Source organism: Streptomyces sp. NPDC001373, from assembly GCF_042895815.1.
Lineage (GTDB): Bacteria > Actinomycetota > Actinomycetes > Streptomycetales > Streptomycetaceae > Streptomyces.
This window is the reverse complement of the sequence record NZ_JBIAWQ010000014.1, coordinates 61,590-83,248: the sequence shown is the minus strand read 5'-3', so window position 1 is coordinate 83,248 and position 21,659 is coordinate 61,590. Positions and strand designations below refer to the sequence as shown.

Annotated in this window: 27 protein-coding genes and 2 pseudogenes; 20 read left to right on the top strand and 9 right to left on the bottom strand. The window is 73.7% G+C overall.

The features are described 5' to 3' along the window. Nucleotides 1-124: 124 nt before the first annotated feature. Entirely contained in the window at nt 125-697 is a 573-nt protein-coding gene (locus ACFY15_RS27305) for a hypothetical protein (RefSeq protein WP_390689824.1), read from the top strand. Between the two features lie 112 nt (nt 698-809). On the opposite strand, the gene ACFY15_RS27300 is transcribed toward ACFY15_RS27305, so the two are convergent. After that, nucleotides 810-1,196 (bottom strand): MerR family transcriptional regulator, encoded by a 387-nt coding sequence (locus tag ACFY15_RS27300; RefSeq protein ID WP_390689823.1) that lies wholly within the window; start codon nt 1,194-1,196, stop codon nt 810-812. Between the two features lie 139 nt (nt 1,197-1,335). On the opposite strand from ACFY15_RS27300, the gene ACFY15_RS27295 reads away from it, so the two are divergent. The 3 genes from ACFY15_RS27295 (at nt 1,336) to ACFY15_RS27285 (ending at nt 3,229) form a co-directional block, all read left to right on the top strand. After that, nucleotides 1,336-2,001, top strand: a complete 666-nt coding sequence (locus ACFY15_RS27295; protein ID WP_390689822.1) for a class II aldolase/adducin family protein — start codon at nt 1,336-1,338, stop codon at nt 1,999-2,001. After that, on the top strand, nt 1,998-2,441 hold the full coding sequence (locus ACFY15_RS27290) for a carboxymuconolactone decarboxylase family protein (RefSeq protein ID WP_390826208.1): 444 nt from the start codon (nt 1,998-2,000) through the stop codon (nt 2,439-2,441). The genes ACFY15_RS27295 and ACFY15_RS27290 overlap by 4 nt, the downstream gene beginning before the upstream one ends. A 362-nt stretch (nt 2,442-2,803) precedes the next feature. Further along, nucleotides 2,804-3,229 (top strand): subtilase-type protease inhibitor, encoded by a 426-nt coding sequence (locus ACFY15_RS27285; RefSeq protein ID WP_390826207.1) that lies wholly within the window; start codon nt 2,804-2,806, stop codon nt 3,227-3,229. Nucleotides 3,230-3,255: 26 nt separating this feature from the next. On the opposite strand, the gene ACFY15_RS27280 is transcribed toward ACFY15_RS27285, so the two are convergent. Further along, entirely contained in the window at nt 3,256-3,735 is a 480-nt protein-coding gene (locus ACFY15_RS27280; protein ID WP_390826206.1) for an NUDIX hydrolase, read from the bottom strand. Nucleotides 3,736-3,866: 131 nt separating this feature from the next. On the opposite strand from ACFY15_RS27280, the gene ACFY15_RS27275 reads away from it, so the two are divergent. Continuing rightward, nucleotides 3,867-4,244 carry a hypothetical protein gene (locus tag ACFY15_RS27275; protein WP_390826205.1) on the top strand — a complete coding sequence of 126 codons (378 nt, stop codon included), beginning with the start codon at nt 3,867-3,869 and terminating at the stop codon, nt 4,242-4,244. Between the two features lie 93 nt (nt 4,245-4,337). Here ACFY15_RS27275 and ACFY15_RS27270 read toward each other — a convergent pair whose 3' ends face one another. Continuing rightward, nucleotides 4,338-4,772: a VOC family protein gene (locus ACFY15_RS27270; RefSeq protein WP_390826204.1), complete on the bottom strand. Its 435-nt coding sequence runs from the start codon at nt 4,770-4,772 to the stop codon at nt 4,338-4,340. 422 nt (nt 4,773-5,194) lie between these two features. Here ACFY15_RS27270 and ACFY15_RS27265 point away from each other — a divergent pair, with 422 nt between their 5' ends. The 3 genes from ACFY15_RS27265 (at nt 5,195) to ACFY15_RS27255 (ending at nt 7,550) form a co-directional block, all read left to right on the top strand. Next, nucleotides 5,195-5,914 (top strand): hypothetical protein, encoded by a 720-nt coding sequence (locus ACFY15_RS27265; RefSeq protein WP_390826203.1) that lies wholly within the window; start codon nt 5,195-5,197, stop codon nt 5,912-5,914. Nucleotides 5,915-6,079: 165 nt separating this feature from the next. Further along, nucleotides 6,080-6,850, top strand: coding sequence for an ATP-grasp domain-containing protein (locus ACFY15_RS27260; RefSeq protein WP_390826202.1), 771 nt, complete (start codon nt 6,080-6,082; stop codon nt 6,848-6,850). 211 nt (nt 6,851-7,061) lie between these two features. Then, the gene (locus ACFY15_RS27255) at nt 7,062-7,550 is read left to right on the top strand and encodes a hypothetical protein (RefSeq protein ID WP_390826201.1); all 489 of its coding nucleotides are present in this window, start codon (nt 7,062-7,064) and stop codon (nt 7,548-7,550) included. 48 nt (nt 7,551-7,598) lie between these two features. Here the strand turns inward: ACFY15_RS27255 and ACFY15_RS27250 are convergent, their stop codons facing one another. Both ACFY15_RS27250 and ACFY15_RS27245 read right to left on the bottom strand, forming a co-directional pair. After that, complete coding sequence (locus tag ACFY15_RS27250) at nt 7,599-8,261, bottom strand: deoxynucleoside kinase (RefSeq protein WP_390689814.1); 663 nt, start codon at nt 8,259-8,261, stop codon at nt 7,599-7,601. Between the two features lie 309 nt (nt 8,262-8,570). Beyond that, nucleotides 8,571-9,617, bottom strand: a complete 1,047-nt coding sequence (locus tag ACFY15_RS27245) for an endonuclease/exonuclease/phosphatase family protein (RefSeq protein WP_390826200.1) — start codon at nt 9,615-9,617, stop codon at nt 8,571-8,573. 213 nt (nt 9,618-9,830) lie between these two features. Between ACFY15_RS27245 and ACFY15_RS27240 the strand changes: the two genes are divergently transcribed. Then, entirely contained in the window at nt 9,831-10,070 is a 240-nt protein-coding gene (locus tag ACFY15_RS27240; protein WP_390826199.1) for a CsbD family protein, read from the top strand. Between the two features lie 92 nt (nt 10,071-10,162). After that, complete coding sequence (locus tag ACFY15_RS27235) at nt 10,163-10,594, top strand: ATP-binding protein (protein ID WP_390689811.1); 432 nt, start codon at nt 10,163-10,165, stop codon at nt 10,592-10,594. Nucleotides 10,595-10,618: 24 nt separating this feature from the next. Here ACFY15_RS27235 and ACFY15_RS27230 read toward each other — a convergent pair whose 3' ends face one another. Together ACFY15_RS27230 and ACFY15_RS27225 are read right to left on the bottom strand one after the other, a co-directional pair. Continuing rightward, nucleotides 10,619-10,942: an STAS domain-containing protein gene (locus ACFY15_RS27230; RefSeq protein ID WP_390826198.1), complete on the bottom strand. Its 324-nt coding sequence runs from the start codon at nt 10,940-10,942 to the stop codon at nt 10,619-10,621. Between the two features lie 253 nt (nt 10,943-11,195). Then, a complete protein-coding gene (locus tag ACFY15_RS27225; protein WP_366449528.1) occupies nt 11,196-11,471 on the bottom strand; it encodes an isoamylase early set domain-containing protein in 276 nt (91 codons plus the stop codon). Between the two features lie 401 nt (nt 11,472-11,872). On the opposite strand from ACFY15_RS27225, the pseudogene ACFY15_RS27220 reads away from it, so the two are divergent. Then, nucleotides 11,873-12,106, top strand: a pseudogene (locus ACFY15_RS27220) (zinc-binding dehydrogenase); the annotation flags it as partial. Between the two features lie 37 nt (nt 12,107-12,143). Here ACFY15_RS27220 and ACFY15_RS27215 read toward each other — a convergent pair. Further along, nucleotides 12,144-13,589, bottom strand: coding sequence for a purine-cytosine permease family protein (locus ACFY15_RS27215; protein WP_390826197.1), 1,446 nt, complete (start codon nt 13,587-13,589; stop codon nt 12,144-12,146). Between the two features lie 211 nt (nt 13,590-13,800). Between ACFY15_RS27215 and ACFY15_RS27210 the strand changes: the two genes are divergently transcribed. From ACFY15_RS27210 to ACFY15_RS27190, 5 genes are all read left to right on the top strand, one after another. Then, nucleotides 13,801-14,292 carry a DUF2975 domain-containing protein gene (locus ACFY15_RS27210; protein WP_390826261.1) on the top strand — a complete coding sequence of 164 codons (492 nt, stop codon included), beginning with the start codon at nt 13,801-13,803 and terminating at the stop codon, nt 14,290-14,292. Then, nucleotides 14,292-14,513 (top strand): helix-turn-helix domain-containing protein, encoded by a 222-nt coding sequence (locus ACFY15_RS27205; RefSeq protein ID WP_390689807.1) that lies wholly within the window; start codon nt 14,292-14,294, stop codon nt 14,511-14,513. Before ACFY15_RS27210 ends, ACFY15_RS27205 begins: the two co-directional genes overlap by 1 nt. A gap of 357 nt (nt 14,514-14,870) precedes the next feature. Then, the gene (locus ACFY15_RS27200; RefSeq protein WP_390826196.1) at nt 14,871-15,491 is read left to right on the top strand and encodes a hypothetical protein; all 621 of its coding nucleotides are present in this window, start codon (nt 14,871-14,873) and stop codon (nt 15,489-15,491) included. Beyond that, nucleotides 15,488-16,504 (top strand): NAD-dependent epimerase/dehydratase family protein, encoded by a 1,017-nt coding sequence (locus ACFY15_RS27195; protein WP_390826260.1) that lies wholly within the window; start codon nt 15,488-15,490, stop codon nt 16,502-16,504. Before ACFY15_RS27200 ends, ACFY15_RS27195 begins: the two co-directional genes overlap by 4 nt. A gap of 59 nt (nt 16,505-16,563) precedes the next feature. Next, complete coding sequence (locus tag ACFY15_RS27190; RefSeq protein ID WP_390689804.1) at nt 16,564-16,746, top strand: hypothetical protein; 183 nt, start codon at nt 16,564-16,566, stop codon at nt 16,744-16,746. Nucleotides 16,747-16,768: 22 nt separating this feature from the next. Here the strand turns inward: ACFY15_RS27190 and ACFY15_RS27185 are convergent, their stop codons facing one another. Then, complete coding sequence (locus ACFY15_RS27185) at nt 16,769-16,957, bottom strand: DUF6381 family protein (RefSeq protein ID WP_390826195.1); 189 nt, start codon at nt 16,955-16,957, stop codon at nt 16,769-16,771. Between the two features lie 251 nt (nt 16,958-17,208). Here ACFY15_RS27185 and ACFY15_RS27180 point away from each other — a divergent pair, with 251 nt between their 5' ends. The 4 genes and pseudogenes from ACFY15_RS27180 to ACFY15_RS27165 all read left to right on the top strand — a co-directional run. Next, entirely contained in the window at nt 17,209-17,742 is a 534-nt protein-coding gene (locus ACFY15_RS27180) for a type 1 glutamine amidotransferase domain-containing protein (RefSeq protein ID WP_390826194.1), read from the top strand. A 1,007-nt stretch (nt 17,743-18,749) separates the two neighbouring features. Next, a complete protein-coding gene (locus ACFY15_RS27175) occupies nt 18,750-20,111 on the top strand; it encodes a chloride channel protein (protein ID WP_390689801.1) in 1,362 nt (453 codons plus the stop codon). A gap of 195 nt (nt 20,112-20,306) precedes the next feature. After that, nucleotides 20,307-20,951 (top strand): GAP family protein, encoded by a 645-nt coding sequence (locus ACFY15_RS27170; protein ID WP_390689884.1) that lies wholly within the window; start codon nt 20,307-20,309, stop codon nt 20,949-20,951. A gap of 157 nt (nt 20,952-21,108) precedes the next feature. Beyond that, nucleotides 21,109-21,651: pseudogene (locus tag ACFY15_RS27165) on the top strand (DUF11 domain-containing protein); the annotation flags it as partial. Nucleotides 21,652-21,659 lie beyond the last annotated feature (8 nt).

Sequence of the window (21,659 nt, the reverse complement as noted above, 5' to 3'; positions counted from 1 at the left end):
TCCGGGCCGCGGCGGCGGGGACGGCGGGCCCGCGCCGGCGAACGGATTGAAGCGATCGTGGGCGATTGCTATAGCGTGCCCACGTCAATTCGACGTAAATGCCTGACCAACGAGGGAATCCCGCATGACCTATCCGCCGCAGCAGGGCCCCGGCCCCTACGGCCAGCCCGGCCCGTACGCACCGCCGCCGCAGGGCTACCCGCCTCAGCCGGGGTACGCGTACCCGCCGCCGCAGGCCCAGCCGCCGTACGGTGGGGCGCCGCAGCAGCAGATGTACCCGAACCAGCCGCCGATGCAGGCGCAGCCGCCGCACCCGCAGCAGTGGTCGGCGCCCCCGCCGCCCCCGCCGGCCCGCAGCGGCGGCCCCGGCATCATGAAGATCCTCAAGGGCATCGGCATCGTGCTCGTCCTCATCGCCTGCGCGGTGGGGTACTTCCTGAGCCAGGACGACGCCGACCACGCCGAGGTCGGCAACTGCCTGAAGAACAACGGGACCACGGCCGCGAGCCTGGACCTCCAGGTGGTGGACTGCGGGTCCGCCGGGGCCACGTACAAGGTGGTCGAGGTGATACCCGGCACGCTGGACACGAACCGCTGCCAGGGCAAGTCCGACATGGGCTACTACGAGCAGAGCCGGGGTTCCCGGCGCAGGTCGGGCAAGCAGTTCGTGCTCTGCCTCAACCAGATCAAGAAGTAACCCGTCCGACCGGCCTCCGGCAGGCCGGCGACGCCGCCCCCGCCGCCCACCGGGCGGTGGGGGCCGGCCGGGCGCGCACCGGCCCCGGGGAGCCCCGCCCCGGCCGCACGGTTCAGGACGCGGGATACGGAGTCCGCCAGGCGGCCATCTGCTCCCGGAACTTCGGACACCGGACGATGTCCTCCTCGCCGCACCTGAGGGCGTGCGTCAGGAGCTGGTGGGCGTGTTCGAGATCGACCATGCGCTGCTCGATCTCACCGATCTTGGCGCGGATCATCGCCTCCCTGTGCGTCTGCTCCCGCTGGAACTCGGCGATCTCCACCAGGGTCAGTCCGGCCTGCTGGCACGTGCGCAGCACCGTGATCCGTTCCGCGGCCTCCGGCGGGTAGCGCCGCTGCCCGCTCACCCGCTCGGGCGTCGGCAGCAGGCCGTGGCGCTCCCAGTACCGGATGGCCGAAGCGGGCACTCCCGTGATCTCGGAGAGTCGGCCGATCGTCATGCGCACGCTGTGCTCCTCCTGCCCCTCCTGCCCCGCCGCTCGCGGCGCTTGACTTGAACCTTAGTTCAAGTTGAAGAGTGGTCCGCAGGTGGACGGCGGCGAACGGGTCGCCGCCGACAGCACATGTGGAGGTACCGCCATGAGTGACGCACGTGTACGGGACGAACTGGCCGGCCGGCTGGTCGAAGCCGCGGAGCAACTCTTCGCGGCCGGGGTGATGGCCCACTCCGGACACGCCAACCTCAGCGCCCGGGTGGACGGCGAGCGGCTCCTCCTGACGCCGGGACACGTCCGCGGCCTGCGGCCGCAACAGCTGGCGACCGTCGGCTTCGACGGGCGGGTCCTCGAAGGCGAACTGCGGTCCGTCAGCGCCGAGATCATCGCCATGCACACCGCCGTGTACGAGGCCCGGCCCCGCGTGGGCGCCGTCATCCACACCCACTCGCCCGCCGCGACCGCCTTCGCGGTGGCCCACCGGCCGCTGCCCTGCCGCACCGAGCCGATGCTGCGCTTCGGGCAGGCCGAGGATGTCCCCGTGGTCCCCTGGGGGCCCCGTGGATCGGACGTGTCGGTGCGCGGCATCGCCGAGGTGCTGGAACGGCGCCCGACGACGGCCGCGGTGCTGCTGGCCAACCACGGCCTCCTCGTGTTCGGCCCGGATCCGGCGGCCGCCGCCCACCTCGTGGTGGCGATCGAGGAGAGCGCCGAGGCCGAGATCGCCGCCGCGGCGATCGGCGGGGCCGTGGACTTTCCCCCGGGTGCCCAGGAGGCCGTGCGCGCCGCGATCGCGCAGGTCGCGTCGTGACGGCGACCACCCCCGCCTCCCGCGCGGAGGCCGTACGCGACCGGTACCGCTCGACTCTCGGGGCCGTTCCCGGGGGAGTGGAGGAGCGGCTGGGCCTGGCCCAGGAGTACGGCCGGCTGCCGACGGAGGAGGCCCTCGCGGAGCTGCGCCACATCGTCCTGACGGACAGTCCGCTGGGCGCGCGGGTGCAGCAGCTGGTCCACTTCGGGCAGCTGCTGGCCCTCGGCCGGGCCCATCCCGCCCGGATCCACGCCCGGGGCGCGCTGCACGCCGGAGCGGCGATCGCCGACCTCGTCGGCGTCGCCGAGACCGCGCTCATCACCGCGGGCGTGCCGGCGTACGCACTCGGCACCGAGATCATCGCCGGACTCCGCGCGCCCGCGGACGACGGCGCGCGGGGACCGTCCGACCGTACGGACGATCCCCCGGTCCGCCCCTGAGGCGCGGGCCCGTTCCGTACCGTCCCGGCCGGGACCGCGGCCGGCCGGGGCGCGCCACCGCACCGATCCGGTCACCCTGGACGGCCGCGGGGCCCGGACCGCCGCGGCCGCCACCAGGGCGGACGGCGGCAGCGGGCGCGCCGGGGCGGGCGCAGCGCCGTGGCGCCGCGCGGCGCGGACCTGCGGACATCACACGGAGGAGCCGGACGCATCCGCTCCGGTCTCCGATATGCGAACCGGGTGTCCGTAAGCCGATCGTCCATGTGCGACGGACCTTCGGATCTGGAAGGCTCGGCCCTGCCCGAGCGCTACACGCACGCTGTGGCGCCGCAGAACGCCTGTGATTCGAAAGGAAACTGATCATGTGTCAGCGCCTGGCCGCAGTCTCCGCCGCCGCACTCCTCTGCCTCGCGGGAACCGCGGGCGTGGCACGGGCCGAGGCGGCGAGCCCGTCCGGCCCGTCCGCCATGGTCTTCACCATCACCCAGGGCGACGGCACCACCCCGGGCACCGTCCTGCGGGCGGCCGTCCTCAGCTGCGCCTACTCCGCCGAAGGCACGCACCCCGCCCCCCGGGCCGCTTGCGACGCCATGAACGACACCGAAGGCCGGTTCGACCGCCTGCTGGCCGCGCCGGACCGCGGCCGTCCGTGCACGAAGCGCTTCGACCCCGTCACGGTCACGGCGGACGGCGTCTGGCAGGGCGACCGCGTCGCGTGGAAGCACTCCTTCGCCAACGCATGCGTGATGTCCGCGATCCTGAACGGCAACCCGCTCTTCGCGTTCTGACGCCCCGGCGACGCCCCCAGGCGCCCCTACGGCTCGTCCCGGCGGTCGCGCAGGGCCCGCGCGATCAGGTCGTGGACGAGGTACTCGCCCGGGGCGCGGTTCTCCTTGAGCCGGGGGAGGTCGCCGGGGCCGAACCAGTCGTAGGCGGTGTGCTTGGACCACTCCAGCGCGGGGTGGTCCAGGTCGCCGCCCTCGACCTCGACGAGGTAGTCGGCCTCCCGGCGCGTACCGGCTCCGTCGTCTCCGGTCCAGGCCGAGATCCCCAACAGGCGCCGTACTCGGCACAGGCGCCATCCGGTCTCCTCCCCGACCTCCCGGGCGAGGGCGTCGATCAGGCCCTCACCGGGCTCGACGTGGCCGTCGACGACGTCCCAGCAGTCGGGGAACAGCCGCCGCCGGGGGCCGCGCCGCTGGGCGAAGGCCCTCCCGTCGGCACCGAGGACCACCGCCCCGACCACCCAGACCTCGCCCTCGGCGGGGACCGGTATGTCGACCCCGTCGTCCACCCGGCCACTTCGTACGTCTCGTCCGGCATGCCCCCACGGTAGGACGACGCGGCCCACGGCCGGCGCCCCACCGCTCGATCCGAAGCCGCCCGGACCCGGGGCCCGTGCCCGGGCGGCGTAGGCTCGGCGGTATGCCGCGTTCGCCGAAGAAGCCCCGTCTCCTCGTCGCCAACGGGCGGGCCTACCTGTGGACGGTCCGGCACGGGCACCGTGTGCTGGAGGGCGGCGGCTGCCGCAAGACCCTCACGCTGCGCTCCCGTCCGCCGGGCCGCGGAGGCCTGTTGCGCCTCGTGTTCGACGAGGGCCCCGGGCGGTACGTCTCCGGCTTCACCGCGGGGTCGGGGGAGGTGGGAGCCGTCGGTGTCGGCGCCCTGAACCTCCACGAACCCGGCACCGTACGCTGCCTGCTCGACGCGGCCCTCGCCCGTGGGTGGGAGCCGGGGGAGGCACGGGAGACGAGGGTCGACGGCTGGAGCTTCCTGGAGGCCGCGGCAGCCGCACGGGGCTGATGCGACGGTCGCCCCGCCGGACCGGCGGACACCCGGGGCCGTCCGGTCGGGAGCCGGGGCCCGGCCCGGCGGGGAAGAGGTCTTTCGGGAGGCTCAGTCGAGGCAGAACTCGTTGCCCTCGACGTCCTGCATCACGAGACACGACTCGTTGACGCCGTCGGCACGCAGCAGCCGCACGCGCACCGCGCCGAGCGGGAGCAGGCGTGCGCATTCGGCCTCCAGTGCGGCCAGCCGCTCCTCACCCACCAGCCCGGTAGCGACCCGCACATCGAGGTGCACCCGGTTCTTGGCGGCCTTGCCCTCGGGAACGCGCTGGAAGAAGAGCCGCGGGCCCACGCCCGAGGGGTCGTTGCAGGCGAACGCCGAACCCTGCCGCTCGGGCGGCAGCGACCGGTTGAATTCGTCCCAGTCGGCGAACCCCTCCGGCGGAGGCGGGACGACGTACCCCAGCACCTCGCACCAGAACCGGGCGACGCGCTCGGGGTCCGCGCAGTCGAAGGTGACCTGGAACTGCTTGATCGATGTCATCGGCCCACCGTAGCAGGGGCCGGTTTCCCCAATTCCCGCTGGCACCAGCCCGGTTGGCGGAGCCCGGGTGAGGGGCGCGCCCGGGTCCCGATCGTCCCCGGCGAGGCGCTCCGCATACGATGCGTGCCGTCGACAGGGCAGGACGGGCGGGACGGGGGCACGGAGTGAGCGGATACGGCGGGGGCGGATACGAGGCCGGACACGGGGGTCCGGCAGGCGGTGCGGGCAGTCGGCCGCCGGCGGGACGGCCCGCCCAGCCGCCCCCGCAGGGGTACCCGTACCCGCCGCAGGGGAACTTCTCCGCGGGACCGGTTCCGCCGCAGGGATACCGGTACCCCCCGTACCCGGTGTACCCCACGTACGCGCCGCCGGCCGGGCCGCCGCCCGTCGAGCCCTCCCGGGGCCGGAAGATCCTGCGCGGGATGCGCAATCCGCTCTACGCCGCCCAACGGGCCTTCCGGCCCTCGCGTTCCGGGATCGTGGACGATCCCCGGGTCCGCCGGCTCCAGATGTGGCGGACCGTGCTGGGCCTGGCCGCCTGGGTAGGGCTGACGCTCACCTACAAGGCGGTCGTGAGCGTCGGCGACGTCAAGGCCGTGGCGGACGAGCGCCTCGATCAGAGCTGGTCCAGCGTCCTGGTCCTGGTCTGCACCTTCCCCGTGGTGGTCGGCGCCTTCGTCGCCGCCGCGCGGGGCGGACTGCGGCGCGTCTACCTACGGCGGGCCGTGCGCCCGCTCGGCGCGGTCCTGGCCGTCATGGCGTCCATGGGCACCTCGGCGCTCGCGATGGCCCCGGAACTGGCGGGGCTGCGCGACGCCGTCGGCACGCCCGGGAAGATCGCCATCGGGGTGCTGTTCGTGTGGGCGGTCTGCTTCGCCCTCTACGGCATCGGCCTCTCTCTCGTCCACGTCTTCCGTACCGCCGACATCCACGAGGTGGTGCCGCCGGTCCTCGCCGGCATCCTGGTATGGGAGATGGCCCTGCTGGACGTCGTCACGGGCGCCTACTCCCAGGTCCCGGCGGGCGTCCGGGCGGCCTTCGTCCTGGGCGCGCCCGTCACCGTCACAGCCCTGTCCTGGTGGGAGATGCGCCGCCTGCGCCTCCGCCACGGACTGACGGTCCGCGCCGCGCTCGGACGCTGACCGCCTGACGGCGGGGCACGGCGCCGCGCGCCCTCGGCGCGGTGGGTGGGGCGTCCGTCCAGGACCGTGAGCAGCGCGGGGAGCCCACCCTCCGCGCAGCCGCCCCGCCCGTACGGCCGGATCCCGCGTGGGGGCGGCGTCACCGGGCCCCGTAGGCTCGCCGGAATGGACGCCCGTACCCCGCCCGTACTCCTCCTGCCCGCTCCCCGTACCTCGACCGCCGAACTGCTTGCCCGCGCGGCCGCCTGGCGCGGACACGAGGTGGCCGACCGCGCTGCGCAGGCCGAGGGGCGCCGTGCCCACTGGTACGGAGGCCCGCGTGCGGCCGCCCGCGTCGCCGGTCCGCTGGGCCTCGGGCTGCTCGAACCGGCCGACGACTGGCTGACGCGCGTACCGGGCCCGCTCCTTCGGCGCTCCGTGCGGCTCACCACCCTCGCCGAGGCCCGGACGCTGCGGGAGCGGGTCTTCGTGAAGCCGCCCTCGGCCAAACTCGACCTGCTGCCCGCCGCCGTCCACACGGACGGGAGCGGTCTCCCTGCCGGGCTCGACGGGGCCACACCCGTCCTGGTGAGCTCCGTGGTCGAATTCACCGCCGAGTACCGGCTGTTCGTCCTCGACGGCGAGGCCGTCACCGGCAGCCGCTACGCCGTCCACGGACGCCTCGAGCCGGCTCCGCTGGACACGGGAAGCCGTGCCTTCGGCCGTACGGTCCTCGAGGCCACGGCCGGCGGACTGCCCAGTGCGGTGTGCCTGGACGTCGGCCGGCTCGCCGACGGCGGCTGGGCGGTGGTCGAGGCCAACATGGCCTGGTTCGCCCACTGTTACGCCGCCGAACCGGACCGCGTCCTGGACGTGGTGCTCCGCGCCGCCGGCCCGCTCGACGCGGTCACCGACCGGGACCGGCAGCACCTGAGGGGCTCGGAGGCCGACCGCTGACCGCTGACCGCGCACCGTGGACTGCGGGTACCGGTGCCGGCTCCTGCGATCGGAGCCATGCGCGCGTGCCTCACGCCGGGTGGGCGGCGGCCGCCGCCACCGCGGCGAACCTGGCGGACGGTCATGTGCCTTACCGTGGCGCCCGGGAGCGGTCCGCCGCCACCCTCGCCGCCCTCGCGGCGGAACCCCGTCGGAGAACCAGGGAGATCCCATGAACGAGCAGGGCATACCCGGCGCGCCCGAAGGCTTCACCGCCTTCGGGGTCGAGGCCGACTGGCCGCAGTCACGGCAGGTCACGGGGCACGGCCACAACCGTGTCGGCGGCGACGCCCACGTGCACCTGTGGTTCGGCTCCCCGCACTTCGACCCCGAGGTCGCTCACGTCACGGTCAGCAGCGTCTCCCCCGGCAATCCGGAGGCGGAGGAGGCCCTGCAGCGGGGATTCGAGGACTACTTCCACACCGACGGGGAACCCCCGGCCGACCTGCCCGCCCCCGGACCCGTCACCGTGACCGTGGAAGGGGAGCCCGTGGTGTTCGAGCTCTGGCGCGCGGGCGGGAGCCGGGGCTGGGTCGCCCGGGGACGGACCAGGACCACCGAAGTGGTCCTGTCGGGCTCCGGGGTCGACCCCGAGGGCCTCGGCCTGGTCCGTGTCAGCGACCTGACCTGCTTCTCGAACCCCTTCGGATTCCTCGGGTGAGGGCCCCGTCCGCGGACGGGCACCGGTGCCCGCGGACGGGTACCGGCGTCAGGCCGGGCGCCCGACCGCCGCCAGGGCGTCCTTGACCTCCTGCGCCACGCGGACCGCGTCCTCGGGGTTGTTCACCACGTCCGTGTGGTTCATGTCGATCACGAGGACCTCGCTGGCCGAGTAGTGCTTGTGCACCCAGTCGTCGTAGCCGGACCACAGCGTCCGGTAGTAGTCCACGAGGCCCTCGTCCTGTTCGAAGTCGCGGCCGCGCAGCCCGATGCGGTGCAGGACCGTCTCGAAGTCCGCCTTGAGGTAGACCATCAGATCGGGCGCCTTGCGGTACGGCAGGCCGTCGATCTCGCGCATCATCTCGTCCAGCAGACCCTCGTACACCTGCATCTCGAGGGAGCTGATCCGGCCCAGGTCGTGGTTGACCTTGGCGAAGTACCAGTCCTCGTATATGGACCGGTCGAGGACGTTGTCGCCCTCCTTGTACGCCGCCTTGATCGAGGCGAACCGCGTCTGCAGGAAGTAGAGCTGGAGGAGGAAGGGGTAGCGCTTGGCCTGGATCTCCTCGGGGCTCGCCGTGTAGAAGAGCGGAAGGATCGGATTGTCCTCCACGCTCTCGTAGAAGACCTCGCTCCCCAACTCCTTGGCGATCAGCTCGGCCACGGTCGTCTTGCCGATGCCGATCATGCCTCCGACGCAGATCACTGGCATACCTCACTTCTCCCTGGGGGTCTTCTGTTGCGCGTGGCGGATGGGCTGGGCGCCCGTACCACTGGGGCGCCTGTCGGCGGCCCCTCGATTCCCCAGGATCTTCATGATCAGCGTCATGTGGTCCCCGTTCGGACCAAGGCCCCGATGCAGGTCGCTCTCCCCGACCGGTCGGACTGACCGTTCCGCAGTTGCCGTATCGGGCGACGAGCCGCCGCCCAGTGGCCGCTCTGAAGCATAAATCATGGTTCACCCCGGACCTGCCAGAGCCCCGCCCCCGACCCGCCGGACGACCTGCACCGGCGGGCGTTGCTACCGGCGGACGGTGCGCAGCCGCACCACCAGGCCGGCGTGGTCGGACGGCCACAGGCCGCCGGGGGTGCGGTCGCGCAGCCGGTCGCCGATGACCTCGGCGCGTACCGCCGTCAGCCGGCCCGCACGGGAGAAGACGTGGTCGATACGGCGGCTCAGCGCGGACGGGACGTTGGTCAGACCGGGGTCCTGGGCCGCGGTGAAGCCGTTCTTCACCGGGTGGACGGCATGCCAGGCGTCGACGTAACCGCCGCCCGTGAAAATGCCGTACGGCCCGGTCGCGTCGACGGGCGGGGAATTGAAGTCGCCGACCGCGACGACGGGGTGGGGCGAACGGGCCAGGGCGGTGTGCAGCTCCCGGGCCTGAGCCTTACGGACTGGCACCGCCGAGGGTTCCAGGTGCGTGGTCGCCACCCGCACCGGCCCGTCCGCGAGCCGCACGTCCACGGAGGACCAGCCCCGGGGGATGGTGAACGTGATGCCGGACGGTGTGGGGACGACCAGCTGCGTCGCGTAGAGGTGCGACTGGGCGTCCGCCGTCGGCAGGTCGTCGCGCACCAGGATCACGTCCCGGTCCGTGACGCTCGCCTGCCGGGTGGTGCTGATCGGCAGGGTCCCGCTGAACGTGGTGTCGACCGCGGCCGCCCGGTAGTGCAGCCCCTCGGCGCGCAGCGCCTCCAGCAGGACGGCCAGGAAATCGTAGGCCGTGGTGAGCTCGCCGCCCCGCGGGCCGGTCTTCCACAGGGCGACTTCCTGCAGGCCGATGACCGCGGGCCGGTCCTTCCTGAGCAGGCGGGAGATCGACCGGGCCCGGCCGGGGAAGTCGGTGGCGACGGCCTGGTCGTAGGCGACGCCGGCGCGCCGGATGAGTTCCGGCAGGTCGGGGGCGCTGAAGAGCGGGACGAGGTCGGCGCCTTGGTAGACGTTGTAGGTGGCGACGTCGACGGTCCGGTGCCCGGTGGCGCCGGCCCGGTCCGGCGCGGCCGTACCCAGCGCCGCGGCGAGCAGGCCGGCGGCAGCGAACAGTGCTGTGCGTCTCCGGGGCATACGCCTCTCCAGGGATCCACCCGATCTACGGATGAAACCGTGCATACCATCCGGCAGCCGCGGCGGCGGTGCCGACACCGCGGGAAGAGGCGGCTTTGCCCCTCATGCGCCGCGGACGGGTGCCTGGTTCCTGGGCGGACCGACAGGCGGAGACGGCCGAGCGCTCCTAGCGTGGACCACGTACCCGTTCCCGCACCGAAGGGGGCCGAGGTCATGGGTCACGACGCCACCATGGGCAAGGTCAGAGGCAAGATCAAGGAAGCCGTCGGCAAGATCGCCGGAAACGAACGGCTACAGGCCGAGGGCAGGACGGACCAGGCGAAGGCCAAGGTGCGCGAGGCGGCGGAGCAGGTGCGTGAGCGCGCCGCGGGCATCGTGGATTCCCTCAAGCACCACGACCGCCATCACGGCCATCACGGCCGTCACGGCCATCACCACGACCACCGCAAGTAGCACCGGTCCGGCCGCTGCAAGCATGAGGCCGGGCCCCCGGGGGAAGACGTCCTGGCGGGGCTGTGAGCGGCAGAGGGCTGAGGTGAGGGACCATGACCGACCCCGCGGAACCCCACCCGGTGCGAAGGCGCTGCGAGTGCGAGGGGGGCAGCGCGCCGGCCCGGGCCCGACGGGAGGTCCGCCGCCTCGTCGACGACGCCGTGCTCAGCGGGGACCCGGTGCCGGCGTCCGTCGAGGACGCGGCGCTCCTGGTCGCCAGCGAGCTGGTGACCAACGCGGTGAAGTACGCCTCCGGCCGGTGCGGACTGGACGTGGGCTGGTCCCCGTCCGGCATGGACATCGACGTCACGGACTCCAGCCCCACCCCGCCCCGCGGACGGCCGGGTGACCCGACGGGAGCCACCGGTGGCTACGGCTGGCCGCTCGTGCAGTGCCTCGCCTCCCGCGTGGACGTCCGTCCGACGCGGGAGGGTGGCAAGACCATCCACGCCCACATTCCCCCCTCCGCTCCGCCCGGTTCCTGACCGCGGGCAGGCCGCGGTGCGTGGTCACGGGGCGGGGCGGGGGCAGAGGGTGAACAGGTGGCGGGTGCCGGTGAGCTCGAGTACCTGCCGTGCCTGGTCGGGCACGCCCGCCAGGGCCAGCGTGCCGCCCTCGTCGCGGGCGCGTCGGCGCAGACCGAGGAGCAGGTTGAGCCCGGTGGGCCCCATGTAGGTGAGGGCCGACAGCTCCAGGACGAGCGTCTGGCCCTTGAGGGGGATCGGGGCGGTGGCTTCGATGACGCAGGCACAGGTGGCCGGGTCGAGGTCACCCGTCAGCGTCACCACCGCCCAATCGGGACGTACGGTGACCTGGATGTCGAAGACGCGCACGGTGCGGTCCGCCGTTCGGATCGGAGCCCATCGCGGTCGGCTCCCGAACGGGGGCGGAAGAGGCCGTCAAGCGCACGGCACCGGGCCGCGCAAAGCCGAGCGAGACCACCCGCACCGTCCGTCGGCCACCCGCGGTGACCCTGTGGTGGCGTGGGGTCTCCCACCAGACCAGGCTGGTTGCACGGCTTCTGCCCCGTTCCGCACTGCCCAATCCCGAACGGGGGACACGGACGTCCGATGGCCACCGGGCCGGTCAGGTGTCGAGGCGGCTGTTCCTGCCGTCGTGGTGGTCGGCGTGCTCGTCGTCGAACCAGTAGTCGCCGGCCGCGAGGTAGCGGAAGGCGTGGCTGGTGTGGGCGGGGAGGGCGACGGTCGCGGCGCGGGTGCCGTCGCCGCGCGGGGCCAGGGGGTGGGCGTGGGGGTTCCAGTGGTTGAAGTCCCCGACCACGCTGACGGGGCCGACCGGAGTGTCCTCGGGCAGGACGAAGGTGACCTGGGTACGGCCCTTGAGTTTCTTGCGTTCGAGCACGGAAAGACTCCAGCCGGTCAAAGAGGGAGAGTGGGCCCGAGCATCCTCGCCCCCGCCCCGGGGGCGCCGACGCCGTACACGCCGTCGGCGTCCGGCCGGTCACCCGGCCGGTGGCCGCACCTCTGGGCCGTCCGGCGGCGCCGCGCGGCGCCGCCGGACCGGCGCGGCGTGTCAGCCCGGCCGGAGCCGCCGCGAGGCGGCGCTGCGCAGGGCCGTCCGGACGGTGAGCCGGGCGCCGCGCACCGTCAGCCGCATGCCCCACACCATCGCTCGCCTCGCGGTACGGCGGGTGAGGACGAGCGCCGCCAGGCGGCCGAGCGGGTGTCGACGTCTTCGCCTTCTCCTCCTCGGAGGAGGGCGACGGTGATGCCCGTGCTTGCTCATGGAAACCCCCTCGTGGGGCATTGATCCGCATCACTCTCATTTTCACCCTTGTGCGCCGTCCCGCGGCCTCGCGGTTCGTCGAGTTCGGGTTCACCCCGTGCGGCGCCGGCCTGGAGAGCGTCAGCGCCCTGGTGGAGGACGGCAGCCTCCGCGTGGCCGTCGACCGGGTCCTTCCGCCGGCGGACGCGGCCACGGCGCACGCGCTCGGCGAGACCGGCCTCGTCGAGGGCGGGATCGTCCTCGCTCCGTGACGCGCTCCGGCCGGCCCGGCCGGCGGCGAGCGCCCGGTCAGCCGATCGTCGTCACCGCCGGGGTGCCGCCGTCGGCCGCGGCGGGGTGGATGGTCTCGGCGGGCGGGTTGGCGGTGCGGCGCGCCCAGAGCCAGTAGAGGGCGGAGGTGGCGGCCAGCCCGACGATCCACGAGATGTCGGCGCCGTCGAGCCTCTTGGTGATCGCGCCCGTGTACAGCTTGGTGGCCAGGAACGGGACCTGAACCGCGATGCCGATGAGATAGCAGCTCAGCGCGGCTGCGTTCCAGCGGCCGTAGCGGCCGTCCGGGTCGTAGAGGGCGGGGATGTCGACCCGCTCGCGGGAGAGCAGGTAGTAGTCGACCAGGTTGATCGCGCTCCACGGCGTGAACACGGCCAGGAGCAGCAGCACGAAGTTCTTGAAGTTGTTCAGGAAGTCGTCGCTGGCGGCGAGCGCGATGACCATGGACACCGCGATGAAGCCGACGATGTAGGCGGCGCGCGCCGTGGGCGCGATGCGCGAGCGCCGGTCGAAGGCGGTGACGGTGGTGAGGATCGACATGAAGCCGCCGTAGGCGTTGAGGCAGTTGACGGTCAGCTTGCCGACGACGATCACCAGGTAGATCAGGAACGCGAGGAACGCCGGACCCGCCAGCTGGCCGAGGAAGCCCACCTGGTCGGGCAGGAAGGCCTTGCCCGCGACGGCGGCGGTGAGCGCGCCCAGCGTCATGGCCCACTGGGATCCGATGACGGAGCCGGCGAAGGTGGACCAGAACGTCGCGCGGGTGCTGGTGTCGCGGGGCAGGTAGCGCGAGTAGTCGGCGACGTAGGGGCCGAAGGTGAGCTGCCATCCGGCTCCGAGGCCGACGGCGAGCAGGAAGGTGGCCGCCTCGAACCCCTTGGTGCCGACGTGCGCGCCGACGTCGTACTGCGTGAACAGCCGCACCATCAGATAGCCGAGGCCGAGCGCGCCGACGACGGTGGCGATGCGGCCCGCGACATGGATCAGGCGGTAGCCGGTCACGGCGACGACGGTGGTCACCGCTCCGAAGAGGAGGATCCCGGCGGCCGTGCCGATGTGCAGCATCTTCGCCATCGCCTGACCGGCCAGTACGCTGCCGGTCGCGGCGAAGCCGAGGTACATGAGGATCACCAGCAGCAGCGGCAGGACCGCACCGAACACGCCGAACTGGGCGCGACTGGAGATCATCTGCGGTACGCCCAGCCGCGGCCCCTGCGCGGAGTGCAGGGCCATGACGGCGCCGCCGAGCGCGTTGCCGATGAGCAGCGCGGGTATCGCCCAGAGCGGGTCGGCGCCGAAGACGACCGACAGGGCGCCGTCGACGATGGCGGTGATCTGCATGTTGGCGCCGAACCAGAGGGTGAACTGGCTGCGCGGTGTGCCGTGCCTCTCGGATTCCGGGACGGCCTCGATGGTCCGTCTCTCGACCGCGAGGCGGTCCCCGGAGGTGTGCGGTGCCGGCATGGTGGTGGCCTCTCCCTGCAGTTGTTGCGGCGCAGCAGGAATGAGCTCCGCCGTCGACCCGGGTGGTGCTGCGCCGAATCTGGCATGGGCATGAACAAACATCAAGATCTTGAATGGCAAATTTCACTGAGGTGCCTCCTCTTCGGCCGGTGGCTTGATCTATCGATATTCGATAGATTCCCATCGAAGGTCGATGGAAGGCAGGTGGGTCATGGGCAAGGTGACGATCCGTGCGCTGCGGGCCGTGCTCGCGGTCGTGCTCGCCGGCACCCTGGGCGTGCAGGCGATGATGGTGTGGACCCTGGTCGGCGGGAACGATCCGGAGGACGGGTCCGTCCCGCTGACGCCGCTGCGGCTGATCACGATCGTGGGCATGCTGTCGGCCCAGGGCGCCCTGGTCTGCGTGTGGCGGCTGGTGGCGATGGTGCGGCGCGGAACCATCTTCTCGCACGCCGCCTTCCGCTACGTGGACGGGGTGATCGGCGCGATCGTGGCGGCCGCCCTCGTGTGGTTCGCCGGCACGGCCCTCAACGCGCCGGGCCAGCGGGAGGACCCGGGCGTCACCGTCGTCATGGGCGGGATCGGCGTGGCCATCCTGGGAGTCGCGCTCATCGTGCTCGTCCTGCGCATGCTCCTCGCCCAGGCCGTTGCGCGCGACACCGAAGCGGCCCAGCTCCAGGCCGAGCTGGACGAGGTGATCTGATGCCGATCGCCGTCGACATCGACGTGATGCTGGCCCGGCGGAAGATGTCCGTGGGCGAGCTCGCGGACCGGGTGGGGATCACGCCCGCCAACCTGGCGGTACTCAAGAACGGCCGCGCCAAGGCGGTGCGGTTCGCGACGCTCGCCGCGCTCTGCGAGGTGCTCGCCTGCCAGCCGGGCGACCTGCTGCGCTGGGAGGCCGAGGACGCCACCGACGCCTGAGGCGTCCTGCCCGCACCGCCGGAGCCGGCCGGGACGGGCTCACCGCCTGGTGCGGATCCTGTCCAGCGGCTCCGCCAGGGCTCCCGTCTCCGCGGGCAACGGCGCGCGGGCCTGCCTCTGCTCCTCGCCCCCCGGGCCTTGAACGCCGCGCTGAAGTGGGGCTGTTGTATACGTACGCGGGGAACGCGGAGGGCCGTTCGGTGCTCACAGCGGGACCCCCCTCCGGACCGTGGGCATTCCTTCCCCGGGCCGGGGAGGGGGAACCTCCGCCCCCCGGGGTTTGCGGCGGATGACCGCGGGCACGCGCCAACCGAACCGGAGGCCGCCCGCCGGCCACCCCCGCGGATCGGAGCCGCCATGAACACCCGCCCCACCAGCACGGGAACACGGTCCCGCCCCCTCGCGTCCCCTCCCGACCCGCGGCGCCTCCTGGCGGTCTATCTCAACGACCACCTCGCGGGCGCCGGCAGCGGTGTGTCCCTGATCCGCCGCATCGCCCGGACCCACCGCCGTACGCCCGCGGGGCCGGCCCTGGCCGAGCTCGCCTCGGAGATCGCCGAGGACCGGGAGAGCCTGCGCGCGTTCATGACGGCCCTGGACGTGCCCGCACAGTGGCCCCGGGTCGCCGCGGGCCGGCTGGCGGAGAAGGCGGCCCGGCTCAAGCCCAACGGCCGGCTGGTGAAGCGCTCGCCGCTGAGCGACGTCCTCGAACTGGAGACCATGCGCCTCGGAGTGGAGGGCAAGGCGTCCCTGTGGCGGTCGCTGCGGGTCCTCGCCGCCACCGACTCCCGCCTGGACCTGACCGCCGTCGACCGGCTCCAGGCCCGTGCGGGGCAGCAGGCCTCCCTCCTGGAGGCCCTGAGACTGGAAGCCGCCCGGAGCACCTTCACCGCCCCGGCAGCCGATGCCGCCCATGCCCGCCGCCAGGGGGGACCGGCCCGTCACGGGATGCCGAGAAGGCCGCGGTGGGCGTCATGAGGGTCGTCGTCACCGGAGCCACCGGCAACGCCGGCACCGGCGTGGTACGCGCCCTGGCCGCCGACCGCACGGTCACCGACGTGCTCGGCATCGCCCGCAGGCTGCCGGACCTGCGCATTCCGGGCGTGCGCTGGGCCGCGGCCGACATCGACCCCGGCCGCGAGGACCTGACCGGCCTCTTCGCGGGCGCCGGCGCCGTCGTCCACCTGGCCTGGAAATTCCAGCCCACCCACGACCCCGTCGCCACCTGGCGGACCAACGTGCTGGGAAGCATCAGGGTCTTCGAGGCCTGTGCCCGGGCCGGAGTGCGGACCCTCGTGCACGCCTCGTCCGTGGGCGCCTATTCCCCCGGCCCCGCCGACGGGCGCCCCGTCGACGAGTCCTGGCCCACCCACGGCTGGCCGGGAGCCGCATACACCCGCGAGAAGGCCTACCTGGAGCGCTACCTGGACGGCTTCCAGCTCGCCCACCCCGACATCCGGCTGGTGCGGATGCGGCCGGCGTTCCTCTTCAAGGAGGAGTCGGCGAGCGAACAGCGCCGGATCTTCGGCGGCCCGCTCCTGCCGTGGCGCCTGATCCGGCCCGGCCTGCTGCCCGCGCTGCCCGCCGTCCCCGGCCTGCGTTTCCAGGCCCTGCACACCGACGACGCCGCCCGGGCCTACCGCGCGGCCGTCGTCCGCCCGGTCCACGGCCCGTTCAACCTGGTGGCCGACCCCGTGCTGGACACCGCGGCCCTCGCCGCCCTCCTCCACGCCCGTACGGTCCCGATCCCCGCGGGCGCCGCCCGCGCCGCGCTCGCCGCGGCCTGGCGCATGCACCTCGTACCGGTGGCCCCCGGCCTCCTCGACGCCGTCCTGCGCCTGCCGCTGCTCGACGCCGGGCGGGCCCGGGAACAACTGGGCTGGGAGCCGTCGACCACGGCCACGGAGGCCGTCGCGGCGTTCCTCGAAGGCCTCCGCCGGGGAGCGGGCGCCGACACCCCGCCCCTGGCCCCCGCGAGGGCGGGAGCGTGACCGGGCCGCCACGTACCCACCGGCCCCCGTCCGCACGCGACGCATGAGGAGCGGCTGCCATGAGCGGTATGAAGCACAAGCGACAGGAGCCCGGCATCGGCCGGGAGGAGCAGGTGCAGGAGCATCCGGGCCCGGACCCGGTGCACCCCGAGGCCAGCAGGCCGGTGCCCGGCAGGACCCCCGAGGAGCTGAGGCGGCGGCGGGAGCGGGCCACGGACCGCGACCACGACGACGCGCGATGACGCCCCGGGGCGGAGCGCCCGGCTACATGGGGTCCATGGTCCCGCTGCCCGGACCGTTCTGCTCGTCGCTCTTCTGACGGATGTGCAGTGCCTTGTCCCTCAGCCGCTTCTGCTCGGCGGGGTCCGTCGCCCGCTGGGCGGCCTGCTCCAGCTCCTGGGCCTTGTCGCGCATCTGCCGGGCTCGTTCGTTCGTCCCGCCGTCCTTGCTCATGACCGGTCCTCGGGTGGTGGGGGAGGGTGTGCTCCCAGCCAAACAGCACCGGGCCGCACCCGCCACCGCAGCCGCGCCGAACGGGAGAGCGGCATCGCATCGTGTGAGGGGCGGCCCGGCGGGTAGGCGCGGACATGGGCCGCCTCGTCGGAGGCGGAACCCCGTCCCTGCTCCTCCGCGGCTACGCCCGGCCGCCCCCGCCCTGTGCCGCCGCCCCGGCGGGGAAATCCCTTCGAAAGGACGTGAGTACCGTGCGCATCGCATTCCTGACGGCGCCCGAAGGCGTCGAGGAGGTCGAACTGACCTGGCCCTGGAAGGCGGTCCTCGGGGCCGGCTGGACCCCGCAGCTGGTCTCGACGAAGCCGGGGAAGGTCCAGGCGATGCGTCACCTGGACAAGGCCGGCACGTACCCGGTCGACCGGGTCCTGACCGGCCGTACGGACGAGAGCTTCGACGCCCTCGTCCTGCCCGGGGGAGTGGCGAATCCCGACGCGCTGCGGATGAGCGGGTCCGCGGTCGACTTCACGCGCGGCTTCTTCGAGGCGGGCCGGCCGGTGGCCGCCATCTGCCACGCGCCGTGGCTGCTGGTGGAGGCCGGTGTCGTCCGGGGACGGACCCTGACCTCGTGGCCCAGCCTGGCCACCGACATCCGCAACGCCGGCGGCACCTGGGTGGACGAGCAGGTCCACATCTGCCGGGCGGGCGCCAGCCCCCTGATCACCAGCCGCAAGCCGGACGACCTGGACGCGTTCTGCGAGGCGTTCGTGACCGTATTCGGCGGCTGACCCCCACGGCCGGCCCCGACGGGCCGCCTTCTGCGCTCCCGGGCGCGGAGCAGGCCGATCAGCCCCGCGCCCCCTCCCCCCTCGGGGCGGCCGCGGCGACGCGCGGGGCTGCGGGCGCGGCGGCAGGTCCCGCGCCGACGACGAGGGCCCGGAACCGTTGCCCCCGCCCGCCGGGTGGACCACGGTGCCACGGCGTCCGCTTCGCCGAAGCCACCGGCGTCCCCGCGGCCGCGGCGCAAGGACGCCGGGACGTGCGGGGGCCGGGCACAGCCGGATGCCGTGAGCGCGGGCCGGACACAGCCGAGCGCCGTACACGCGGGCCGGGCGCAGCGGGTGCCGTGCGCGGGCACCGGACACAGCCAAGTGCCGTCAGTGGCCGCCGGCCGGGCGCAGCGGGTGCCGTGCGCGGGGACCGGACACAGCCAAGTGCCGTCAGTGGCCGCCGGCCGGGGTACCCGCCGGGGCGAATGCGGACGGCACCGCCGACGGCCCTCGCGGCGTGGCGCACCCCGCGTTCCCGGGATCCAGGCCCGCCGCCGGACGGCGTGCCGGCCGGTGCCTCGCCCGAACGGCCCTCCTTCGGCTGTTGCGCGCCCTGCCGCCACAGGGCCCCACGGACGGCCGCCGCGACCGATCGCGCGTCCGAGCGTGCCGCAGCGGTACTCGGTCGTCCCCGCCCGCGATGATGCGCAGGACGGATGCGGACCGCCGCCGGACGGCGTGCCGCCCAGCCAGCCAGGAGGGACAGCCGGTGGCCGACGACCGGAGCACCGCCATACCGGCGGCGTACGGCGCCGCCCGGCAGAAGCCGGCGGCACCCGGTGGGGCCCTTGTGCGTGGCGCCCCGCGGCGGTAGGGGCGAACCACGGCTCCCTCGGCCGACGCCTCCCGAGCCGGGCCCGGGTCACCGGCGGGGCCGCGACGGCCGCGGTGCCCGTGCCACCCCAGACTCAGGCCCGCGCGACCGGTGTTCCGGATGCGGGCCGGATCCCAAGGAGACGATGCACATGTCAGCCGGACCGCCCGCCGAGGGCACCGCAGCGCCGCAGGACGCGCTGGCGGTCGTCCGCAGCCGCGGCTACGTGTCGGTGCTGGTGTTCTCGGCGCTGCTCGGCGTCCCGATCTCGGCCGTCGCGTTCGGCTTCCTCGCTCTGGTGTCCGAACTCCAGTCGCTGCTCTACCACGACCTGCCCGAGAACCTCGGCTTCCACGGGACCCCCGACTGGTGGGCGATCGGGCCGCTCGCGGTCGCCGGCGTACTGGTCGCCCTGACGATCCGGTACCTGCCGGGCGGCGGCGGCCACAAGCCGGCCGAGGGCTTCAAGGCCGGCGGCACACCCTCGTTCGTCGTGGTGCCCGGTGTGGCGATCGCCGCGATCGCCACACTCAGCCTGGGGGCGGTCCTCGGTCCGGAAGCCCCGCTGATCGCGCTCGGAGGCGGGCTCGCCGTCGGCGCGGCCAGGCTCCTCAAGCACGACGCCCCGCCCAGCGCTTTGGGCGTGATCGGGGCGGCCGGCAGTTTCGCGGCCATCAGCGAACTGCTGGGATCCCCTCTCGTCGGCGCCTTCCTCCTCATGGAGACCGCCGGGCTGGGCGGCCCGATGATGGGCGTGGTGCTGGTACCGGGCCTGCTCTCCGCCGGCATCGGCTCGCTGATCTTCACCGGCCTCGGCAGCTGGACCGGCCTCGGCACCTACTCGCTGGCGCTGACCCACGTGCCGCACGCCAGCCCGCCCACCCTCGGCGAGTTCGCCTGGGCGGTCGTCGCGGGCGTCGCCGCCGCCTTCCTCGGGGACGCGATCCGCCGCTCCTCGCTCTCCCTCCAGACCGTCGTCGAGCGCCGCCGACTGCCGCTCACCGTCCTGATGGGCGTAGCCGTCGGCGTGATCGCGCTGCTGTACGCGGTGATCACGGACCGGCCGGTCACCGGCGTGCTGTTCTCCGGCCAGGACGCCCTCGCCCCCCTGCTGACCGACAGCGCGGGCTACACCGCGGCCACCCTCGTCGTCCTGCTGGTGTGCAAGGCCCTGGCCTACGGCCTCTCGATGAGCGCCTTCCGCGGCGGCCCGATCTTCCCCGCGGTCTTCGTGGGCGCGACCGGCGGCCTCGCGCTCTCCCACCTGCCCGGACTGGGGAGCACCGCCGGATTCGCCATCGGGATCGGTGCGATGACCGTGGCGATGCTGAAACTGCCCCTGACCGCCGTCATGCTGGCCAGCCTGCTGCTCGGCACGGACGGCCTCACTGTGATGCCGCTGGTGATCGTCGGCGTGGTGGTCTCCTTCGTCGTCACGCTCCGCCTCGGCCGGCTGTCGGCGGGGCCTGCGCCCGAAGCGCCACGACCCGAGCCGACGGCGCCCGCCACCTGACCGGGTCGCCACGGGCGGCCCGAGAGGTTCGGGGGTACCGGCGTGGCCCGCTTGATCTGCCGGGCCGGGGGCCGCACAGTCGGGAGGAGGCCCGCGCGGGCACAGGAGCCTCCGCCCGCCGGGCACGGGCACGCTCGTTCCATACGCCCGCCCGGTGACACCGGGTGGCCTCGATCTCCGGGAGCCGCCTTGCCGATGGTCGTCGACCTGGTCGTGATCGGCACGGCCATCACCCTCGGGCCGCTGCACAACAGCGCGTTCATCCTGCTGCTGGCGTCGCGCCGCGGTGTGCGCAAGGGCCTCACCTACCTGCTGTCCTGGCTGGCCAACCTGGTCGCGGTGATCGCCTGCGTCGTGCTGCTGACCGGCGGGACGCCGCCCGTCCACCACACCGCGCCGTCGACCGCCGCTGTCGCCGCCAAACTGGCGATCGGCGTCGGCCTGGTGCTGTTCGGCGGCTACCGGCTGCGGCAGCCGCCCCGCCCGTACCGGCCTCCGAGCTGGACGGCCCGCATCGACAACGCCTCGCTCGGCAGCGCCGCCGCACTCGCCTGGCTGCTCCAGCCGTGGGCCCTGGTGGGGGCCGGCGCCGCCACGGCCGTCGACGCCGACCTCTCTTCCCTCTCCGACTGGCTGGCCCTGACCGGGTACTGCCTGCTGGCCACCCTCAGCCTCCTGATCATGGAGCTGTACACCGTCTGGGCCCCGGACGCCGCCCAGGCACGGCTGAGCGCCCTGCGGAGCTGGCTGGAGCACCACCAGGACCAGCTGATCGTCACCCTCTCCCTGCTGGCCGGACTCTGGCTGACCGCCAGCGCCATCTACGCACTCGTCACCTGAGGACCCGACAGCGGCAGGGTCATGGGGAGACCGTGACGCTTGGTGACGGCCCTGCCCTGAGGCGTGGAAGCCGCGTCACCCGGATCGTCAACCTTGCCGAGGTGCGATTCACTCGCACGTGGGATGGGCTCGTCCGGTGCGGTGGGGGCTTTCGGTCACGGTCGAGTACCGGGTCACCCTCGGACGGGCCGGCGCCGGCAAGCTGGTCAGCAACACCGCGACCGCTTCGTACGAGAACCGTCTCGGCGACACGCCGGAACCCCTGACGTCCACCTCCAACGAACAGCTCACGGAGGTGAAGCCCGCCGCCGACCTGGCCGTGACGAAGGCGGCGGACGCGACCACCGCCACCGTCGGTCAGACGGCGACCTACCGCATCACCGTCCGCAACGCCGGCCCGAACGACGCCACCGGAGTCACCGTCACCGACCGGCTACCCGACGGCCTGGCCTTCCTCTCCGCCGAAGGCCCCGGACGCTACGACCCCGCCACCGGCCGCTGGGCCGTGGGAGGCCTGCCCGTAGGTGCCACGGCCACCCTCGTACTGCGGGCCAAGGCCGAGAAGACCGGCCGGATCGTCAACACGGCCGCCGTCACCGGGAACGAGAAGGACCCCGACACCACCGACAACACGGACACGGTCACCCTCTGCGTGGTACCGGCCCCCTCCTGCTGCGACCCCTGCGCCGACCTGAAGTAACCCCGGGC

What these genes read in the sequence shown, in the direction of transcription:
- ACFY15_RS27305 (WP_390689824.1), top strand. Translation starts at nt 125, where the DNA reads ATGACCTATCCGCCGCAGCAGGGCCCCGGCCCCTACGGCCAGCCCGGC.
- ACFY15_RS27300 (WP_390689823.1), bottom strand. Translation starts at nt 1,196, where the DNA reads ATGACGATCGGCCGACTCTCCGAGATCACGGGAGTGCCCGCTTCGGCC.
- ACFY15_RS27295 (WP_390689822.1), top strand. Translation starts at nt 1,336, where the DNA reads ATGAGTGACGCACGTGTACGGGACGAACTGGCCGGCCGGCTGGTCGAA.
- ACFY15_RS27285 (WP_390826207.1), top strand. Translation starts at nt 2,804, where the DNA reads ATGTGTCAGCGCCTGGCCGCAGTCTCCGCCGCCGCACTCCTCTGCCTC.
- ACFY15_RS27275 (WP_390826205.1), top strand. Translation starts at nt 3,867, where the DNA reads ATGCCGCGTTCGCCGAAGAAGCCCCGTCTCCTCGTCGCCAACGGGCGG.
- ACFY15_RS27270 (WP_390826204.1), bottom strand. Translation starts at nt 4,772, where the DNA reads ATGACATCGATCAAGCAGTTCCAGGTCACCTTCGACTGCGCGGACCCC.
- ACFY15_RS27265 (WP_390826203.1), top strand. Translation starts at nt 5,195, where the DNA reads ATGCGCAATCCGCTCTACGCCGCCCAACGGGCCTTCCGGCCCTCGCGT.
- ACFY15_RS27260 (WP_390826202.1), top strand. Translation starts at nt 6,080, where the DNA reads ATGGACGCCCGTACCCCGCCCGTACTCCTCCTGCCCGCTCCCCGTACC.
- ACFY15_RS27255 (WP_390826201.1), top strand. Translation starts at nt 7,062, where the DNA reads ATGAACGAGCAGGGCATACCCGGCGCGCCCGAAGGCTTCACCGCCTTC.
- ACFY15_RS27250 (WP_390689814.1), bottom strand. Translation starts at nt 8,261, where the DNA reads ATGCCAGTGATCTGCGTCGGAGGCATGATCGGCATCGGCAAGACGACC.
- ACFY15_RS27245 (WP_390826200.1), bottom strand. Translation starts at nt 9,617, where the DNA reads ATGCCCCGGAGACGCACAGCACTGTTCGCTGCCGCCGGCCTGCTCGCC.
- ACFY15_RS27240 (WP_390826199.1), top strand. Translation starts at nt 9,831, where the DNA reads ATGGGTCACGACGCCACCATGGGCAAGGTCAGAGGCAAGATCAAGGAA.
- ACFY15_RS27235 (WP_390689811.1), top strand. Translation starts at nt 10,163, where the DNA reads ATGACCGACCCCGCGGAACCCCACCCGGTGCGAAGGCGCTGCGAGTGC.
- ACFY15_RS27215 (WP_390826197.1), bottom strand. Translation starts at nt 13,589, where the DNA reads ATGCCGGCACCGCACACCTCCGGGGACCGCCTCGCGGTCGAGAGACGG.
- ACFY15_RS27210 (WP_390826261.1), top strand. Translation starts at nt 13,801, where the DNA reads ATGGGCAAGGTGACGATCCGTGCGCTGCGGGCCGTGCTCGCGGTCGTG.
- ACFY15_RS27205 (WP_390689807.1), top strand. Translation starts at nt 14,292, where the DNA reads ATGCCGATCGCCGTCGACATCGACGTGATGCTGGCCCGGCGGAAGATG.
- ACFY15_RS27200 (WP_390826196.1), top strand. Translation starts at nt 14,871, where the DNA reads ATGAACACCCGCCCCACCAGCACGGGAACACGGTCCCGCCCCCTCGCG.
- ACFY15_RS27195 (WP_390826260.1), top strand. Translation starts at nt 15,488, where the DNA reads ATGAGGGTCGTCGTCACCGGAGCCACCGGCAACGCCGGCACCGGCGTG.
- ACFY15_RS27190 (WP_390689804.1), top strand. Translation starts at nt 16,564, where the DNA reads ATGAGCGGTATGAAGCACAAGCGACAGGAGCCCGGCATCGGCCGGGAG.
- ACFY15_RS27185 (WP_390826195.1), bottom strand. Translation starts at nt 16,957, where the DNA reads ATGAGCAAGGACGGCGGGACGAACGAACGAGCCCGGCAGATGCGCGAC.
- ACFY15_RS27175 (WP_390689801.1), top strand. Translation starts at nt 18,750, where the DNA reads ATGTCAGCCGGACCGCCCGCCGAGGGCACCGCAGCGCCGCAGGACGCG.
- ACFY15_RS27170 (WP_390689884.1), top strand. Translation starts at nt 20,307, where the DNA reads ATGGTCGTCGACCTGGTCGTGATCGGCACGGCCATCACCCTCGGGCCG.